This is a genomic window from Microbacterium sp. 5K110, assembly GCF_005774735.1.
GTDB lineage: Bacteria > Actinomycetota > Actinomycetes > Actinomycetales > Microbacteriaceae > Microbacterium.
Window position 1 is genome coordinate 73,128 of record NZ_VBUM01000003.1, and the last position, 13,415, is coordinate 86,542.

A 13,415-nucleotide genomic window follows, 5' to 3' on the forward strand; every position below is an offset into this window, starting at 1 on the left:
GACCGCCCCGGGAACGCGTCAGATGCGTCCGGCGACGTCGCGACCCACGAGGTCGCCGTCGGGGTTCGGCTCGCTGAGCTGCTCGCCCGCGTCGGTCGACTCCTCGAGCGGCGGCAGCGCCGCCTCGATGCGGGAGCCGACCTCGGCATCCACGTTCTTCCAGTACTGGACGGCCCGGTCGCGCACCTCGGCGCGAGTGACTCCCCCGACGTGGCCGGCGACCGTCTCGACGAGACGGTCGCGCTCCTCGGCCGACATCACGTCGCGCACGAGCGTCCCGGGCTGACCGAAGTCGTCGTCCTCGGGGTGCAGGGTCGCCGCCGAGCGGACGAGTTCGCCGTCGCTCTGCCAGCCGCCATCGCCCGTGCGCCGCGGGTCGGCCGCGGGGCCGCCGGCCGAGTTCGGCGCGTAGACGGGCACCTCGGGCGGGTTGTACTCGTACCGCATCGCGCCCTCCTTGGAATAGGAGTGCACCTCGGTGTGCGGACGGTTCACCGGCAGCTGCTGGTAGTTCGTCCCCACGCGGTAGCGGTGCGCGTCGGCGTAGCTGAAGATGCGGGCCTGCAGCATCTTGTCGGGGCTGCCATCGATGCCGGGCACGAAGTTCGACGGTTCGAACGCCGCCTGCTCGATCTCGGCGAAGTAGTTGCCCGGGTTGCGGTTGAGCTCCATCGTGCCGACCTCGATCTCGGGGTAGTCGCTGTGCGGCCACACCTTCGTCAGGTCGAACGGGTTGAAGCGGTAGGTCTTGGCATCCTCGTACGGCATGATCTGCACCTTGAGCGTCCACGTGGGGAACTCGCTCCGCTCGATCGCGGCGTACAGGTCGCGGATGTGGAAGTCCGCGTCCTGACCGGCGATGAGGTCGGCCTCGTCCTGCGTGAGCGTCTTGTGCCCCTGGTCGGTGTGGAAGTGGTACTTGACCCAGAAGCGCTCGCCGTCAGCGTTGATCCATTGGTACGTGTGCGAGCCGTACCCGTTCATGTGGCGCCACGAGGCCGGGATGCCACGGTCGCCCATGAGCCACGTCACCTGGTGCGCGCTCTCGGGTGAGAGGGTCCAGAAGTCCCACTGCATCGTGTTGTCGCGCAGGTGGCTGCCGGGGAGGCGCTTCTGCGAGCGGATGAAGTCGGGGAACTTGATGCCGTCCTTCACGAAGAAGACGGGGGTGTTGTTGCCGACGAGGTCGTAATTGCCCTCAGTCGTGTAGAACTTCAGCGAGAATCCGCGGGGGTCGCGCCACGTGTCGGGGCTGCCCTGCTCGCCGGCGACCGACGAGAAACGCGCGAGCATCTCGGTCTCGACGCCCGGCTGGAACAGGGCCGCCCGTGTGTAGGCCGACACGTCGCCGGTCGTGCGGAAGGTGCCGAACGCCCCGCCGCCCTTGGCGTGCACGACGCGCTCGGGCACGCGCTCGCGGTTGAACTGCGCGAGCTTCTCGATGAGGTAGTGGTCGGTCAGAGCGATGGAGCCGTCGGCTCCGACGCTCTGCGAGTGCTCGTCGCTGCCGACGGGCGCTCCGTTGTTCGCGGTGGTGGGGGTGGTCATGGCGCTCCTCACGTCGGGGGTCGGGGGTCGTTCCCGACGCTACGCAGGTGGGCGCAGGCAGGCGACCTGTTGCGCTTCGTGACCCGACCGCCTACCGTCACGAGCCGGCCCGCGCCTCCCGTCGCCGACGCATCTGCGCAAGAGGCAGAGACAGCCGGTGGTTGCCGGCGAGGGCGTCTTCGTGGCGTTCGAGGAACGCCCAGTACGCCTCGGTGAACACCGAGTCCTTGGCATCCTGAGCCGTCGGCCACCACGAGCCCATCTTCTGCAGGTACGCGCCGCCCGAGACATAGGGCTTGGTCGCGACGAACCCGCCGTCGGCGAACTGGCTCATGCCCATCACGTTGGGGACCATGACCCAGTCGTACGCATCGACGAACAGGGCGAGGAACCAGCGGTTCACTTCGCGCGGCGCGTACCCCTGCAGCAGGAACCAGTTGCCGAGCACCATGAGGCGCTCGATGTGGTGCGCGTAGCCCCACCGATGGACGCGTTCGAGAACGGTGCGGACCGGGATCGGCAGGTCATCCGGGATGCCCTCCCCCGAGTACCAATAGTCCTCCACGCGCTTCTCGAGGTGCAGCGCGTTCACGTGCTCGAGCTTCGGGTGCGCCCGGTACATGCCGCGCATGTACTCCCGCCAGCCGATCACCTGCCGCACGAACCCCTCGACGGATGCGAGCGGTGCATCCGTGCGAGTGACGGCCGCGATGACCTCGTCGACGGTGAGCAGACCGATGTTGAGCATCGGCGAGATCACCGCGTGGAAGAGGAACGGCTCGTCGGACTTCATCGCGTCCTCGTACCGCCCGAAGTCGCCGAGGCGCTCGGCGACGAAGACGTCGAGCCATGCGCGTGCGTCCGCGGGCGTGACCGGCAGCCAGAAATCGGCGGCCTTCCCCGGGTGGTCGGGGAAGCGCTCGTCGACCTCGGCGATCACGGCCTCGGTGATCTCGTCCCGCTCCGGGCGCGGAAGCGCGGGGACGTCGAGTCCCTTCTTGGGCAGCGGCTTGCGATTGTCGGCGTCGAAGTTCCAGCGCCTCCCCGCAGGCTTTCCGCCGTCCATCAGGATGCCGGTGCGCCGACGCTGCCAGTGGTAAAAGTCCTCCATGAGCGGCGTGGGATGCTCCGCGAACCACTCGTCGAGATCGTCCTCGGGGGTGAGGAACAGAGCGTCGGAGAGGATGTCGGTCTCGACCCCGAGCTCCGCGCACAGACGCGCGATGCGGTCGTCGACGGGGCGGTTCGCATCGCTCATCCACGTCAGCTCGTCGACCCCGTGCGCGGTGAGCAGTCCGGTCAGGGCGTCCGCGAACGTGAGGTCGTCACCCAGCGCGACGCGTCGCACGGTGCGCCCGTCCGCCTCGAGCCGCGCCGCCGTGTGCCGCATGGCCGACACCAGCAGGACGATCTTGTGCCGGTGGTACGGCAGCTTCGCGAACCGCGGACCGGACTCGATGAAGAAGAACTCCTCGACGTCCGCGTCCGAGAACGCGGGGTGCGCGGCGAACTGCTGCGTCGCGAGGATGAGCGCGGCCTTCATGCGCCCCGCCGCTCTGCGGCCGCTTTCGCTCGGCATCCGCGCGAGCAGTAGAGGACTTCGTCCCACTGATCGCGCCCGCTCCAGCGCTTGCGATCCGAGAAGGGTCTGCCGCAGAAGGCGCAGGGCTTCGTGCGCAACGGGGGTCGTGCCATGCCGTCATGCTGTCAGCGCACGCCCCGGAGGATCGGGGGCTTGCGGACAGCACACCGAGCGCTCTCACGCAAGGGTCGTGCGCGGAGCGGGCAACGCTGATCGAGTGGATGCCATGACTTCTACACCCGACAGCACCCCCGACACCGCCGATCAGCCCGACGAGCTGGAGACGGCCGACGCGCCCCAGATCCCCGACGGCACCGACGACGACGGCGCTCCCGTGGACAACCCCTCCGGCGGCTGATCCCGGGCGCTTCGCTCAGCCGGGCAGGTCGAACTTCTCGTTCTCGGCGCGGGGTCGTTCACCGGTGACCTTGGATGTCACCAGAGCGATCGCCGTCGCGACGCGACCGCCGGCGCTCCCCCAGTACTCTCCGCTCAACGCCGACACCTTCAGCAGGGCGATGTCGGGCGATTCGGGGCCGTCGGGGAACCATGCCTCCACGCTCGTCGACCACAGTTCCTTCAACATCGCCGTGTCGTCGATCACCTCCGCCTCGCCCGCGAGTGAGAGCCACAGCCCGTCGGAGCTGAACGACAGACCCACCTTCGGATCGCGTCGCACGTGCTCGACGGCCGAGGCGTGCGTGCCCACGATGAACCACAGATCCCCGTCGGACTCGCGTTCCTGGACCGTGAGCGGGTGGGCGTGCAAGTCGCCTTCCTCGGCCCGAGTGGTGAGCATGGCGAAGCGGAACTTCTTCAGGATCTCGTTGAGCTTCTCGAGCTCGGCGACGGTGTCGGACATGGGGTCCTCCTCTTTCCGGTGGGGCGCCCAGCCCACCCCTTCGACAGATCGCCCGCCAGCGGTTGACGTCGCGACGGACATCTGCTCGCGACGGGATGTCGAAAAGAACGATGTGCCGAGAGAACCATCCGTGCTACCGTGGAGTATTCGTTCTGGGACTTGCTTCATCGACGTCCGCCTCATCGCTGAGATGCCGGGCGCACGGCACCGAGCCGTGATCGATGCAATTCCCCCCTCATCTCCGCGCGCGTCGCGCCGATGCGGCTCCTCCGCCGCCCGCTTCGCGCTGAAAGCTTCTGTGTCTGTTCTGCTTCCCCCGCCACTGTCGTGGCGCCAGGCCGATCTCGACGTCTTCGTCGCGATGGCCGATTCCTCCTACGCCGGATTCGTCGGCGCCATCCCCGAGGGCTTCGAGGCCCAGGGTGCGCGCGGCGAAGATCTCGGCATACATGACTCCGTCGACGCGGCCCAGTCCGCCGTCGACGCCCACCGCGTACGCACCGCCCTCCCGGCGTCGCGTGCTCCCCGTCCGATCCGCACGCGTCGGATCGGCGCCCACGGCCGCACCAGCGGCCCGAAAAGAAAAAGGAAGAACACGATGGCCACTGGCACCGTGAAATGGTTCAACTCCGAGAAGGGCTACGGGTTCATCGCACCCGACGACGGCTCGGCCGACCTGTTCGCGCACTTCAGCGCGATCCAGGGCAATGGCTTCAAGGAGCTGCAGGAAGCACAGAAGGTCGAATTCGACGCCGAGCAGGGCCCCAAGGGCATGCAGGCGGCGAACATTCGTCCCCTCTGAGCTCACGCTCCTCAACGGAGGCCGGGAGTGTCGCTACGGCGACGCCCCGGCCTTCGTCGTTCGCGCAATGCGGTATCCGCCGAACGATGGAGCAATGTCCGAGAGGTGTCGACTTCCGGTGAGTATGCCGTGCATGGGGTCGTATACCGACGGCCTCATGGACACCCCCGTAGTGTGAGCCTCAGCCCGGGCATCTGCTCCGGCTCCCGACTACGGTCATCACTTCGAGGAGCATCTTCATCGCCTCCACCATCGTCGAGTCCCGTCTCGGCCCCGTTCGTCAGACGTACGCCGGCACCACCGAATTCCCCCCGATCGCGAAGGCCTACACAGAGCTGTCCCAGGTCGTTCGCGAGAGCGGACTCCTCGTCCGCACCCGTGTCTTCTACGCCCTCGTCGGCACCGCCATCGTCCTCGGCTTCGGCGGCGCGATCACCGGATTCGTCCTCCTCGGCGACAGCTGGTTCCAGCTCCTGATCGCCGCCGCGTTCGGCATCCTGTTCACCCAGGTCGCCTTCCTCGCCCACGAGGCCAATCACCGGCAGATCTTCGCCTCCGGCCGGGCCAACGACCGACTGGCGCTCTGGATCGGCAACGGCGTCGTCGGCATGAGCCAATCCTGGTGGGCGACGAAGCACACTCGTCACCACGCCAACCCGAACCGCGTCGGTAAAGACCCCGACATCGAGATCGACACGATCTCCTTCCTCGACGAGGATGCCGCCACCGCGCGGGGCCTGCGTCGCTGGATCACGCTGCGCCAGGGCTGGTTGTTCTTCCCGCTGCTGACGCTGGAGGGGCTCAACCTCCACGCCCTCGCGATCCGCCACCTCCTCTCGCGCGGCGAGGTCAAGGGCCGCTGGACCGAGCTCGCCCTGATCGCCCTGCGCTTCGCCGTCTTCGTCGCTCCCGTGTTCGTGTTCCTCCCGATCGGGATGGCCTTCGCGTTCCTGGGCGTGCAGCTGGCGGTGTTCGGCGTGTACATGGGTGCCTCCTTCGCCCCGAACCACAAGGGCATGGCCGTCATCGCGCCGGGCGCCAAGCTCGACTTCTTCAGCAAGCAGGTCCGTACCTCCCGCAACATCTCGGGCGGCTGGTGGGCCACCTGGCTCATGGGCGGCCTGAACTACCAGATCGAGCACCACCTGTTCCCGAACATGCCGCGCCCGCACCTGAGCCGTGCCCGCGAGATCGTCCGCGAGCACTGTGCGACCCTCAACGTGCCCTACGTCGAGACCACGCTGCTGCAGTCCTACGGCATCGTCATCGCCTACCTGAACCGTGTGGGCCTCGCCGCCCGCGACCCGTTCGAGTGCCCGATGACCTCCGCGGCCCGGCGTGTCTGACACCCGCTTCGCCTGACGACGCCGCCTCCGGATCCCGGGGGGCGGCGTCGTCGTTCGAGCGGCCGGATCAGCCGCGGGCGTCCGGGTGCGGAATGGGGCACTCTCCCCCTGCCTCCGTCGCCTTCTCGAAATGCCAGCGCTCGTTGGCGTACGTCTGACACAGTCCCCATTCCCGCCCGCGGTCGCCGAGCCACAGCTGCGCATCGAGCGATCCGATGTCGACCGCGTGCCCGGTGACGTGGCTGGAGTCCTCGGGAGACGCAACATACTCGCGCGCCAGCTCCTCGCTTCCGTAGGTGCGGATCGCGTCGCCGAGGAGCCAGCGCTGGTAGTCGACGCTGCGCCACCCGCTCGTGACGTCGAAGACGATGCCGTCGACCTCCGCGGCCTCTTGCGCCGCGCGCAGGGCGTCGCGCAGGACAGGGTCGAGGCCCGTCATCGCGGGGTGCGTATCGTCGTCGACCCCGAGCGGCGTATCCGCGTCGATCATGCCGTCGGCCTCGGTCGGCGAGAAGGCCACGCCCGCCACGACGCGCTCGGTGAACGACGACGCCGTCGCGGATGCCAGAAGCGTGATGACGGCGAGGAGGATCAGGATCAGGCCGCCGGCGACCGCCGCGAAGACGAGACGGTGACGGTCGGCGCGCATGGGAACGGGCGACGGGGAGGGCATGGTCCCAGTCGACCGGGCGGGCCGTTGCCCGGGCGTATGCCGTCCGAGATATGCCGACGATACGGGCGGCCGCGCGACGGTCAGTCGCCCGGATCGCGCGACACCGCGTGCAGGCGCACGTCGTGGACACCGCCGTCGGCGAGTGTGGCGGTCATGAGCGTGCACGACGGTTGACGTCGACGGTCGGTCGGTGAACCGGGGTTCAGCAGCCGCAGACCGCCCGGCGTGACCGTGTCCCACGGGATGTGGCTGTGACCGAACACGAGCAGGTCGGTGTCGGAGAACGCGGCATCCATCCGCGCCTCGCGCCCCGCGGCCGCGCCCGTCTCGTGCACGACCGCCACCCGCACTTCCTCGATCTCGGCCCGCGCCACTTCGGGCAGCCGGGAGCGGAGGTCGTCGCCGTCGTTGTTCCCCCACACACCGAGAACAGGCCCGTGGGCACTCAGCTCGTCGAGCACGCCCGCCTCGACCCAGTCTCCCGCGTGCACGATGAGGTCGACCTCGGATGCCGCGCGGCGCACCGCCGCGGGGAGCGCCCGCGCGCGTTTCGGGACGTGGGTGTCGGCCACGAGGAGCAGTCGGGTCGCCATGACCCCACGCTACTTACACTCGCGATACACGTGCCCGCCTACGATGACGACATGCGCGTGCTGATCGTCGAGGACGAGCCCTTCCTCGCCGAGGCGATCCGCGACGGCCTCCGCCTCGACGCCATCGCCGCCGACATCGCCGGGGACGGCGACACCGCCCTCGAGCTCCTGGGCTACACCGCGTACGACGTGGTCGTCCTGGATCGTGACATCCCCGGGCCCAACGGCGACGAGATCGCCCGACACCTGTCGACGCGTCCCTCCGCACCCCGCGTGCTGATGCTCACCGCCGCCGATCGACTCGATGACAAGGCCAGCGGTTTCGAGAACGGTGCCGACGACTACCTCACCAAACCCTTCGCTCTGCGCGAGCTCGTCCTGCGCCTGCGGGCGCTCGCCCGCCGTCCCCCGACCGGAGCCCCGCCCGTGCTCGAGCAGCACGGCATCCGGCTGGATCCGTTCCGCCGCGAGGTGTACCGCGACGGCCGGTACGTCTCGCTCACCCGGAAGCAGTTCGCGGTGCTGGAGGTGCTGATGGCTGCCGGGGGAGGGGTGATCAGTGCCGAGACGCTGCTGGAGCGGGCGTGGGACGAGAACGCCGATCCCTTCACCAATGCGGTGCGGATCACGATCTCGACGTTGCGCAAGCGCCTCGGCGAGCCCTGGCTCATCCAGACGGTTGCGGGCGTCGGCTACCGGATGGGCCCGGCCGATGCGTGAGCGCGCGCCCGGTCTGTCCGTGCGCGTCAAGCTCACCCTGAGCTACGCCGCGTTCGTGGTCCTCGTGGGGGCCGCGGTGTTCGCGCTGGGCTTCCTCGTGCTGCGCTTCGTCCCGGAGGGCAACCTGTCCTCGGACAGCGGCGCCTTCACGCCGGCCCGCCGCGACCTGATGGAGGCGTTCGTTCGGTACGCGTGGCTGACGGTCGCCGGTCTCGCGATCGTCGGACTCGCCGGCGGATGGATGGTCGCGGGGGTGATGCTGCGCCCCCTCACTCGCATCACCGAAGTCGCTCGAGCCGTGCGCGACGGTGATCTGTCCCGCCGCGTCGACCTCGCGGGGCACCGCGACGAGCTCACCGATCTGGCCGACACGTTCGACGCCATGCTCGCGCGCGTGGGCGAGACGATGGACGAGCAGCAGCGCTTCGCCGCCAACGCGTCGCACGAGCTGCGCACGCCGTTGGCGACGATGCGCACGCTGCTCGAGGTCGCACGGGCCGATCCGAACACCGTGGACCTGGCCCTGCTCGTCCACCGTCTCGAGGTCACGAACGAGCGCGCCATCCGTCTCACCGAGGCGCTCCTGGCACTCGCCCGCGCCTCGCGCGGAGCCGAGCTCCCGCGCGAAGCGGTCGACATCGGCGGGCTGCTCGCCTCCGTCGTGGCGGAGGTCCGACCCGACGCCGAGGCCGCGGGAGTCGACCTGGCGATCATGACGCCGGCGGTCGGCGTCGCCGCGGGCGACGCGATGCTCGCGCGCCAAGCGGTGGACAATCTCGTGCGCAACGCCGTGGTGCACAACGTCGCTCACGGCTGGGTGCGGATCGCCGTGACCGAGCACGCGGATGCCGTGATCGTGGACGTCGCGAACACCGGTCCGCTGCTCTCCCGCGAACTCGTCGCGACCCTGCCGGAGCCCTTCGTCCGCGGAGCCGGCCGCACCCGCGGATCCGCCGACGGTGCCGGACTGGGACTCGCCCTCGTCGCCTCGATCGCACGGGCGCACCGCGGCCGGCTTGAACTGTGGCCGCGAGAGGGCGGGGGCCTGTACGCGCGTCTGCGGCTGCCGCGCTGACCGGGCACCGTCGGCACCGCGCCCCGTCACCGTCGCACGAGAAGCCGCGCCACGACGACGAGGATCGTCCCCACGAGTGCGCCGGCGCTGTTGGCCAGGACGTCTCCCGCGTCGGGGACGCGCCCGGGGATCACCGACTGCGCAGTCTCCACCCCCACCGACACCGCCGCGCCCACGAGCACGGATGCCGGCGACCACCGCAGCGGCAGCAGCATCGCCAGCGCCATCCCGAGCGGCACGAAGAACGCGACGTTGAGCGCGGTGTCGGCGTCCCCGCCGAGGAGCACGTCGTTCCAGCGCGAGGGCAGGAGAGCGAGCACGTCGAGGAGGAGCGTCCTCGCCGGCCACGCGATGCTGCGGGGCGCCAGGGTCAGTCCGGCCACGGTGGCGAGCACGGCGGCGGCGACGAGAACGCGGGCGGTGGTGAGCGAGGGAGCGGGGCGATCGGACACGGGAGACTCCAGGGGTCGGGGACTCCATCCGAACGGATCCGCCATTGTGCTCGCGTCTGCGCGGAACGATACGTCCGCGATACCCGTCGCCCATCCGAATGCGAGGATGGATCCGTGTCGACACCGCGCAGTTCCTCCGCCCTCGCGCTCGTCGTGGATGCCGTCCTCATCGTCGTCTTCGCGGCCATCGGCCGCGCGACGCACGACGGCGACGTCCTCGGCCCGGCAGGGGCGGGCCTGGCCACGACGGCGTGGCCGTTCCTGGTCGCGCTGCTGCTCGGCTGGGCCGTGGCTCGCGGGTGGCGCCGCCCCCTCGCGCCCGTGCGCACGGGACTGCCCGTCTGGGCCGTGACGCTCGTGGCCGGAATGCTGCTGCGGGCGCTGAGCGGTCAGGGCGTCCAGGTGGCGTTCGTGATCGTGGCCGGCCTCACCCTGTTGCTCTTCCTCGTCGGCTGGCGCGCGATCGCCGCGCTCGTGACGCGAGCCCGAGTCAGTCGATCAGCGTGACGTCGACCTGGATCTCGGCCGCGAGGCGCTGAAGGTCCTCGACCAGGTCGTCGACCCGACCCCCGTCGGCGAGCGTCGCGGTGAGCGCGGCCTCGAACAAGCGGCCGCCCGACATCGCGGCATCCGTGGTGTGCGTCGACATGCGCTCGATGCTCGCACCCCGCGCGCCGAGTGTGCCCGTGATCTCGCGGACGATCCCGGGGCGGTCGTTGCCGAGCACGGTCAGCGACACCGACCGTCCCACCGCCGCGCGCACAGGGCCCGGCCCGTGCACCGACACGGTCAGCGTCCCGGTGAGGGCCTCGAGTGCGGAGCGCAGGTCGTCGGCCCGCTCCGGCGACACCGACACCTCGATGATCCCGGCGAAGGCGCCGGCGAGCTCGGCGAGCTCGCTCGTCTCCCAGTTGCCGCCGTGGACGTCGACGATGTCGGCGACGGCGGCCACGAGCCCCGCCCGGTCGTCCCCCACCACGGTGATCACGAGAGTCGTCATGCCCGCCAGCGTAGCCACCGACCCGCTGATAGCGTGAGAGGCGGATCGAGGAGAGGGGTGCCGGGGTGTTCGCATCGTTCCTCACCGCGCTGAACCTCCTGCTCGTCGCCACCGAGCTCGCTCTCCTCCCCGACGGAGGATCCTCGCCGGCCCCGCTGCTGGCCCTCGCGCTGGCCGCCGCGGTGGTGGTGGCCGTCGCGATCGCGGTGATCGTGTTCCGCCTCTCCGCCGAACCGCCGCCGATCCGCGCGACGCGGCCCATCGATCCCTCCGCTCCGCTCACGCAGAGCGATCCCGACGCCGCCGGGCACCCCCGCCCGCGAGCGCCCGGGCGCGCGGCTCCGGCCGCGTAACCCGCCCCACCGCGCCGACTCCGGCGCCGTCGTGGCATCCCTTCGCGGCCGATCACGCCCTGATCGCCCTCACGAACGGACTCTGCCTTGGACCTCTTCGCCCTGCCGCCGCTGGCGGCCCTGCTCGACCTTTCCACCCGGGGCCTGCTGGCCCTCACGTCTTTCCTGTCCCCCGTCGCCGGCGGCACGGCCGCCGCTCTCGCCGTCGTCGTCGTCACCCTCGTCGTCCGCGCGGTCCTCATCCCCGTCGGGGTGTCGCAGGCCCGCGCGGAACGCGACCGTTCGCGTCTCGCCCCGCGGCTGCGCGTCCTGCGGCAACGATGGGGGAAGAACCCCGAACGCCTGCAGCGCGAGACGATGCAGCTCTACCGTGACGCCGGGGTCTCGCCCGTCGCCGGATGCCTGCCCGTGCTCGCGCAAGCCCCGGTGGTGGGTCTGCTCTATGCCGTGTTCCTGCACGCGCAGGTCGCCGGACATGCCAACGCCCTGCTCGCCGAGAGCGTGGCCGGGGTGCCGCTGGGCACGAGTCTGCTCGCGGCCGTCACGAGTGGGGCCGCGGATGCCATGACCGTCGCGCTTCTCGGCGGGGTCGTCGTCGTGATCGCCGGGGCGGGAGAACTGACCCGCCGCTTCCTGCGACCGCCACAGGATCCCGCAGCCCCCGCGTGGGCCGGACGTCTGGTCGCCGTCCTGCCGTTCACGACCGCGATCGTCGCGCTGTTCGTGCCGCTCGCCGCGGGACTGTATCTCGCCGTCACGTCGGTGTGGACGTTCGGGCAGCGCTGGGTCCTGCGGCGCATCTATCCGATCGAGGGCTGACGGGTGGCATCCCACCGGCGGGCGTGGACCGCGTTGAGTGCCGCCATCGCGAGGACGATGAGCGCGGCGGCGGCGGGGAACAGCATCGCCGTCTCCACCGACTCCCGCTCGGCCACGGCCCCCGTGACCGCCGATGAGAGCGCCTGGGCGAGCGTGAGCGCCGAGGCGAGCAGCGTCATGGTCGTGGCCGTGCGCCCGGCGGGGGCGCGGTGCCCGGCCAGACTGAACAGCGTGACGAGCGACGGCCCGACGCCGATGCCCATGAGGCACAGCACGACGGTCACCGTGAGCACCGATCCGCCCACCGAGTACGCGCCCGCCGAGGCGAACAGCAGGATCGCGAACACGACCAGACGCCACCGCAGCGCGAACCGCGCGGGCAGGACGGCCACCGCGAGGGCGAGCACCGCCGAGCCGACCCCCATGACGCCGTACAGCAGCGCTCCGGCCTCGGGCGCGCCGCGGGCCTCCATGAACGCCGTCAACGACGTCAGAGTCGAGCCGAAGAACGCCCCGACGCCGAACACCGCCACGACGAGCATCAGCATCCGCGGACGCAGCAGCTCGCGGGCGGGAGCCATCGCTCCACGCTCCGCCGCCACCGGCACGACCCGTCCGGTGGGGTGGAGCGCGAACGCGGTGACGAAGACGAAGCTCAGCACCGACGCGGCCGCGATGGGAGCCCACGGCGCGATCACGGCGGCGAGCACACCGACGACGAACGGCCCGATGACGAACGCGGTCTCGTCCGCCGCGGACTCGTAGGCCATCGCGCGCGAGAACGTGCGCTCGCGGCGCTCAGCCGGAATGCGGGCCCCGATCAACGCCATGACGCGGCTGCGCGACATCGCCGCCGTCTGCGGTCCGGTGAGGCCGATCGCGACCGCCGCGGCCAGCAGGATGCCGTCGGCTGCGGGCGATGCCACGACGACGGGGAAGAGGGCGAGGAGGAGACCGTTGGCGATGCCCGTCGGAACGAGCACGCGCGACTGCCCGAAGCGATCGGCCAGGTCGCCGAGCACGGGTCCGGCCACGACGACGCCGATGCCCACGGCGGCCGAGGTCAAGCCGCCCAGGGCGACCGACCCGCGTGCCGACACGACGAGCGCGAGGACACCCACCGTCATCATCGCGAACGGCAGTCGGGCCACGAACGCGACCGGGAAGTACCAGAACCCCGTGTGGTGGATCAGCGCGCGCGGCGCGACGGACGGGGCGGGGTGGGACGTGGTCATGCGGATCTCCGGGGCGTGGGGCGGTGCCGCCTTGCCGGTCCGGTAGGTAGATGCACGAGGTGCGGCGGGCGAACCCGCGCCCCCAGTCTACCCGGCGTCCCGGCCGCGGGCCCGGGGCGCGTCCGGCGTCAGGAGACGAGCGCTGCGATCGCCGCGATGAGCGAGGCCAGCGCGAGCACCAGGGCGATCGCGATGAGCACCGTGTGCACGATGAGGAACGGCGTCGGCTTGCCCGCGGCATCCCGTGCCCGCGGGTCCTGCGCGATGCGCGGGTAGAACCGCGGCCAGACGATCGCGTTGAACGCGGCGTTGACGAACAGCAGGACGATCAGGAGCGGTTCCACCCCTCGAGCCT

General features: G+C 70.6%; 18 protein-coding genes. 8 read left to right on the forward strand and 10 right to left on the reverse strand.

Going from position 1 to position 13,415, the window contains the following annotated elements; all coding sequences use genetic code 11:
- Window positions 1–18: 18 nt before the first annotated feature.
- From FE256_RS01680 to FE256_RS18610, 3 genes are all read right to left on the reverse strand, one after another.
- On the reverse strand, window positions 19–1,548 hold the full coding sequence (locus FE256_RS01680) for a catalase (protein ID WP_138172494.1): 1,530 nt from the start codon (window positions 1,546–1,548) through the stop codon (window positions 19–21).
- 97 nt (window positions 1,549–1,645) lie between these two features.
- A complete protein-coding gene (locus FE256_RS01685) occupies window positions 1,646–3,091 on the reverse strand; it encodes a cryptochrome/photolyase family protein (protein WP_171024139.1) in 1,446 nt (481 codons plus the stop codon).
- Entirely contained in the window at window positions 3,088–3,243 is a 156-nt protein-coding gene (locus FE256_RS18610) for a DUF2256 domain-containing protein (protein ID WP_138172496.1), read from the reverse strand. Before FE256_RS18610 ends, FE256_RS01685 begins: the two co-directional genes overlap by 4 nt.
- 113 nt (window positions 3,244–3,356) lie before the next feature.
- Here FE256_RS18610 and FE256_RS18550 point away from each other — a divergent pair, with 113 nt between their 5' ends.
- Entirely contained in the window at window positions 3,357–3,488 is a 132-nt protein-coding gene (locus FE256_RS18550; protein ID WP_289508566.1) for a hypothetical protein, read from the forward strand.
- 15 nt (window positions 3,489–3,503) lie between these two features.
- On the opposite strand, the gene FE256_RS01695 is transcribed toward FE256_RS18550, so the two are convergent.
- Window positions 3,504–3,992 carry a pyridoxamine 5'-phosphate oxidase family protein gene (locus FE256_RS01695; RefSeq protein ID WP_138172497.1) on the reverse strand — a complete coding sequence of 163 codons (489 nt, stop codon included), beginning with the start codon at window positions 3,990–3,992 and terminating at the stop codon, window positions 3,504–3,506.
- Between the two features lie 598 nt (window positions 3,993–4,590).
- Here FE256_RS01695 and FE256_RS01700 point away from each other — a divergent pair.
- Together FE256_RS01700 and FE256_RS01705 are read left to right on the forward strand one after the other, a co-directional pair.
- Complete coding sequence (locus tag FE256_RS01700; RefSeq protein WP_026095524.1) at window positions 4,591–4,794, forward strand: cold-shock protein; 204 nt, start codon at window positions 4,591–4,593, stop codon at window positions 4,792–4,794.
- A gap of 239 nt (window positions 4,795–5,033) precedes the next feature.
- Window positions 5,034–6,140, forward strand: coding sequence for a fatty acid desaturase family protein (locus FE256_RS01705; protein ID WP_138172498.1), 1,107 nt, complete (start codon window positions 5,034–5,036; stop codon window positions 6,138–6,140).
- A 67-nt stretch (window positions 6,141–6,207) separates the two neighbouring features.
- On the opposite strand, the gene FE256_RS01710 is transcribed toward FE256_RS01705, so the two are convergent.
- Entirely contained in the window at window positions 6,208–6,813 is a 606-nt protein-coding gene (locus FE256_RS01710) for a M15 family metallopeptidase (RefSeq protein WP_138172499.1), read from the reverse strand.
- Window positions 6,814–6,893: 80 nt separating this feature from the next.
- Window positions 6,894–7,406 carry a metallophosphoesterase family protein gene (locus FE256_RS01715; protein WP_138172500.1) on the reverse strand — a complete coding sequence of 171 codons (513 nt, stop codon included), beginning with the start codon at window positions 7,404–7,406 and terminating at the stop codon, window positions 6,894–6,896.
- Between the two features lie 51 nt (window positions 7,407–7,457).
- On the opposite strand from FE256_RS01715, the gene FE256_RS01720 reads away from it, so the two are divergent.
- Together FE256_RS01720 and FE256_RS01725 are read left to right on the forward strand one after the other, a co-directional pair.
- Window positions 7,458–8,126, forward strand: a complete 669-nt coding sequence (locus FE256_RS01720; protein WP_138172543.1) for a response regulator transcription factor — start codon at window positions 7,458–7,460, stop codon at window positions 8,124–8,126.
- A complete protein-coding gene (locus FE256_RS01725; RefSeq protein WP_138172501.1) occupies window positions 8,119–9,201 on the forward strand; it encodes a sensor histidine kinase in 1,083 nt (360 codons plus the stop codon). Before FE256_RS01720 ends, FE256_RS01725 begins: the two co-directional genes overlap by 8 nt.
- 26 nt (window positions 9,202–9,227) lie before the next feature.
- On the opposite strand, the gene FE256_RS01730 is transcribed toward FE256_RS01725, so the two are convergent.
- Window positions 9,228–9,653: a VanZ family protein gene (locus FE256_RS01730; RefSeq protein ID WP_171024140.1), complete on the reverse strand. Its 426-nt coding sequence runs from the start codon at window positions 9,651–9,653 to the stop codon at window positions 9,228–9,230.
- Between the two features lie 114 nt (window positions 9,654–9,767).
- On the opposite strand from FE256_RS01730, the gene FE256_RS01735 reads away from it, so the two are divergent.
- Window positions 9,768–10,160, forward strand: coding sequence for a DUF3054 domain-containing protein (locus tag FE256_RS01735; RefSeq protein WP_138172503.1), 393 nt, complete (start codon window positions 9,768–9,770; stop codon window positions 10,158–10,160).
- Here the strand turns inward: FE256_RS01735 and FE256_RS01740 are convergent.
- On the reverse strand, window positions 10,144–10,653 hold the full coding sequence (locus FE256_RS01740; RefSeq protein ID WP_138172504.1) for a glycine cleavage system transcriptional repressor: 510 nt from the start codon (window positions 10,651–10,653) through the stop codon (window positions 10,144–10,146). The genes FE256_RS01735 and FE256_RS01740 overlap by 17 nt on opposite strands.
- A gap of 65 nt (window positions 10,654–10,718) precedes the next feature.
- Between FE256_RS01740 and FE256_RS01745 the strand changes: the two genes are divergently transcribed.
- Both FE256_RS01745 and FE256_RS01750 read left to right on the forward strand, forming a co-directional pair.
- Window positions 10,719–11,006: a DUF6412 domain-containing protein gene (locus FE256_RS01745; protein ID WP_138172505.1), complete on the forward strand. Its 288-nt coding sequence runs from the start codon at window positions 10,719–10,721 to the stop codon at window positions 11,004–11,006.
- A gap of 87 nt (window positions 11,007–11,093) precedes the next feature.
- Entirely contained in the window at window positions 11,094–11,825 is a 732-nt protein-coding gene (locus tag FE256_RS01750) for a YidC/Oxa1 family membrane protein insertase (protein ID WP_138172506.1), read from the forward strand.
- On the opposite strand, the gene FE256_RS01755 is transcribed toward FE256_RS01750, so the two are convergent.
- Entirely contained in the window at window positions 11,807–13,060 is a 1,254-nt protein-coding gene (locus FE256_RS01755) for an MFS transporter (protein WP_138172507.1), read from the reverse strand. The two genes, FE256_RS01750 and FE256_RS01755, sit on opposite strands and share 19 nt — an antisense overlap.
- Window positions 13,061–13,188: 128 nt before the next feature.
- Window positions 13,189–13,404, reverse strand: a complete 216-nt coding sequence (locus tag FE256_RS01760; protein WP_138172508.1) for an SCO4848 family membrane protein — start codon at window positions 13,402–13,404, stop codon at window positions 13,189–13,191.
- Window positions 13,405–13,415: the final 11 nt, after the last annotated feature.

Bases quoted from the DNA above. Each gene is read 5' to 3' on its own strand.
- FE256_RS01695 (WP_138172497.1), bottom strand. From the start codon at position 3,992: ATGTCCGACACCGTCGCCGAGCTCGAGAAGCTCAACGAGATCCTGAAG.
- FE256_RS01680 (WP_138172494.1), bottom strand. From the start codon at position 1,548: ATGACCACCCCCACCACCGCGAACAACGGAGCGCCCGTCGGCAGCGAC.
- FE256_RS01700 (WP_026095524.1), top strand. From the start codon at position 4,591: ATGGCCACTGGCACCGTGAAATGGTTCAACTCCGAGAAGGGCTACGGG.
- FE256_RS01725 (WP_138172501.1), top strand. From the start codon at position 8,119: ATGCGTGAGCGCGCGCCCGGTCTGTCCGTGCGCGTCAAGCTCACCCTG.
- FE256_RS18550 (WP_289508566.1), top strand. From the start codon at position 3,357: ATGACTTCTACACCCGACAGCACCCCCGACACCGCCGATCAGCCCGAC.
- FE256_RS01715 (WP_138172500.1), bottom strand. From the start codon at position 7,406: ATGGCGACCCGACTGCTCCTCGTGGCCGACACCCACGTCCCGAAACGC.
- FE256_RS18610 (WP_138172496.1), bottom strand. From the start codon at position 3,243: ATGGCACGACCCCCGTTGCGCACGAAGCCCTGCGCCTTCTGCGGCAGA.
- FE256_RS01710 (WP_138172499.1), bottom strand. From the start codon at position 6,813: ATGCCCTCCCCGTCGCCCGTTCCCATGCGCGCCGACCGTCACCGTCTC.
- FE256_RS01720 (WP_138172543.1), top strand. From the start codon at position 7,458: ATGCGCGTGCTGATCGTCGAGGACGAGCCCTTCCTCGCCGAGGCGATC.
- FE256_RS01685 (WP_171024139.1), bottom strand. From the start codon at position 3,091: ATGAAGGCCGCGCTCATCCTCGCGACGCAGCAGTTCGCCGCGCACCCC.
- FE256_RS01755 (WP_138172507.1), bottom strand. From the start codon at position 13,060: ATGACCACGTCCCACCCCGCCCCGTCCGTCGCGCCGCGCGCGCTGATC.
- FE256_RS01740 (WP_138172504.1), bottom strand. From the start codon at position 10,653: ATGACGACTCTCGTGATCACCGTGGTGGGGGACGACCGGGCGGGGCTC.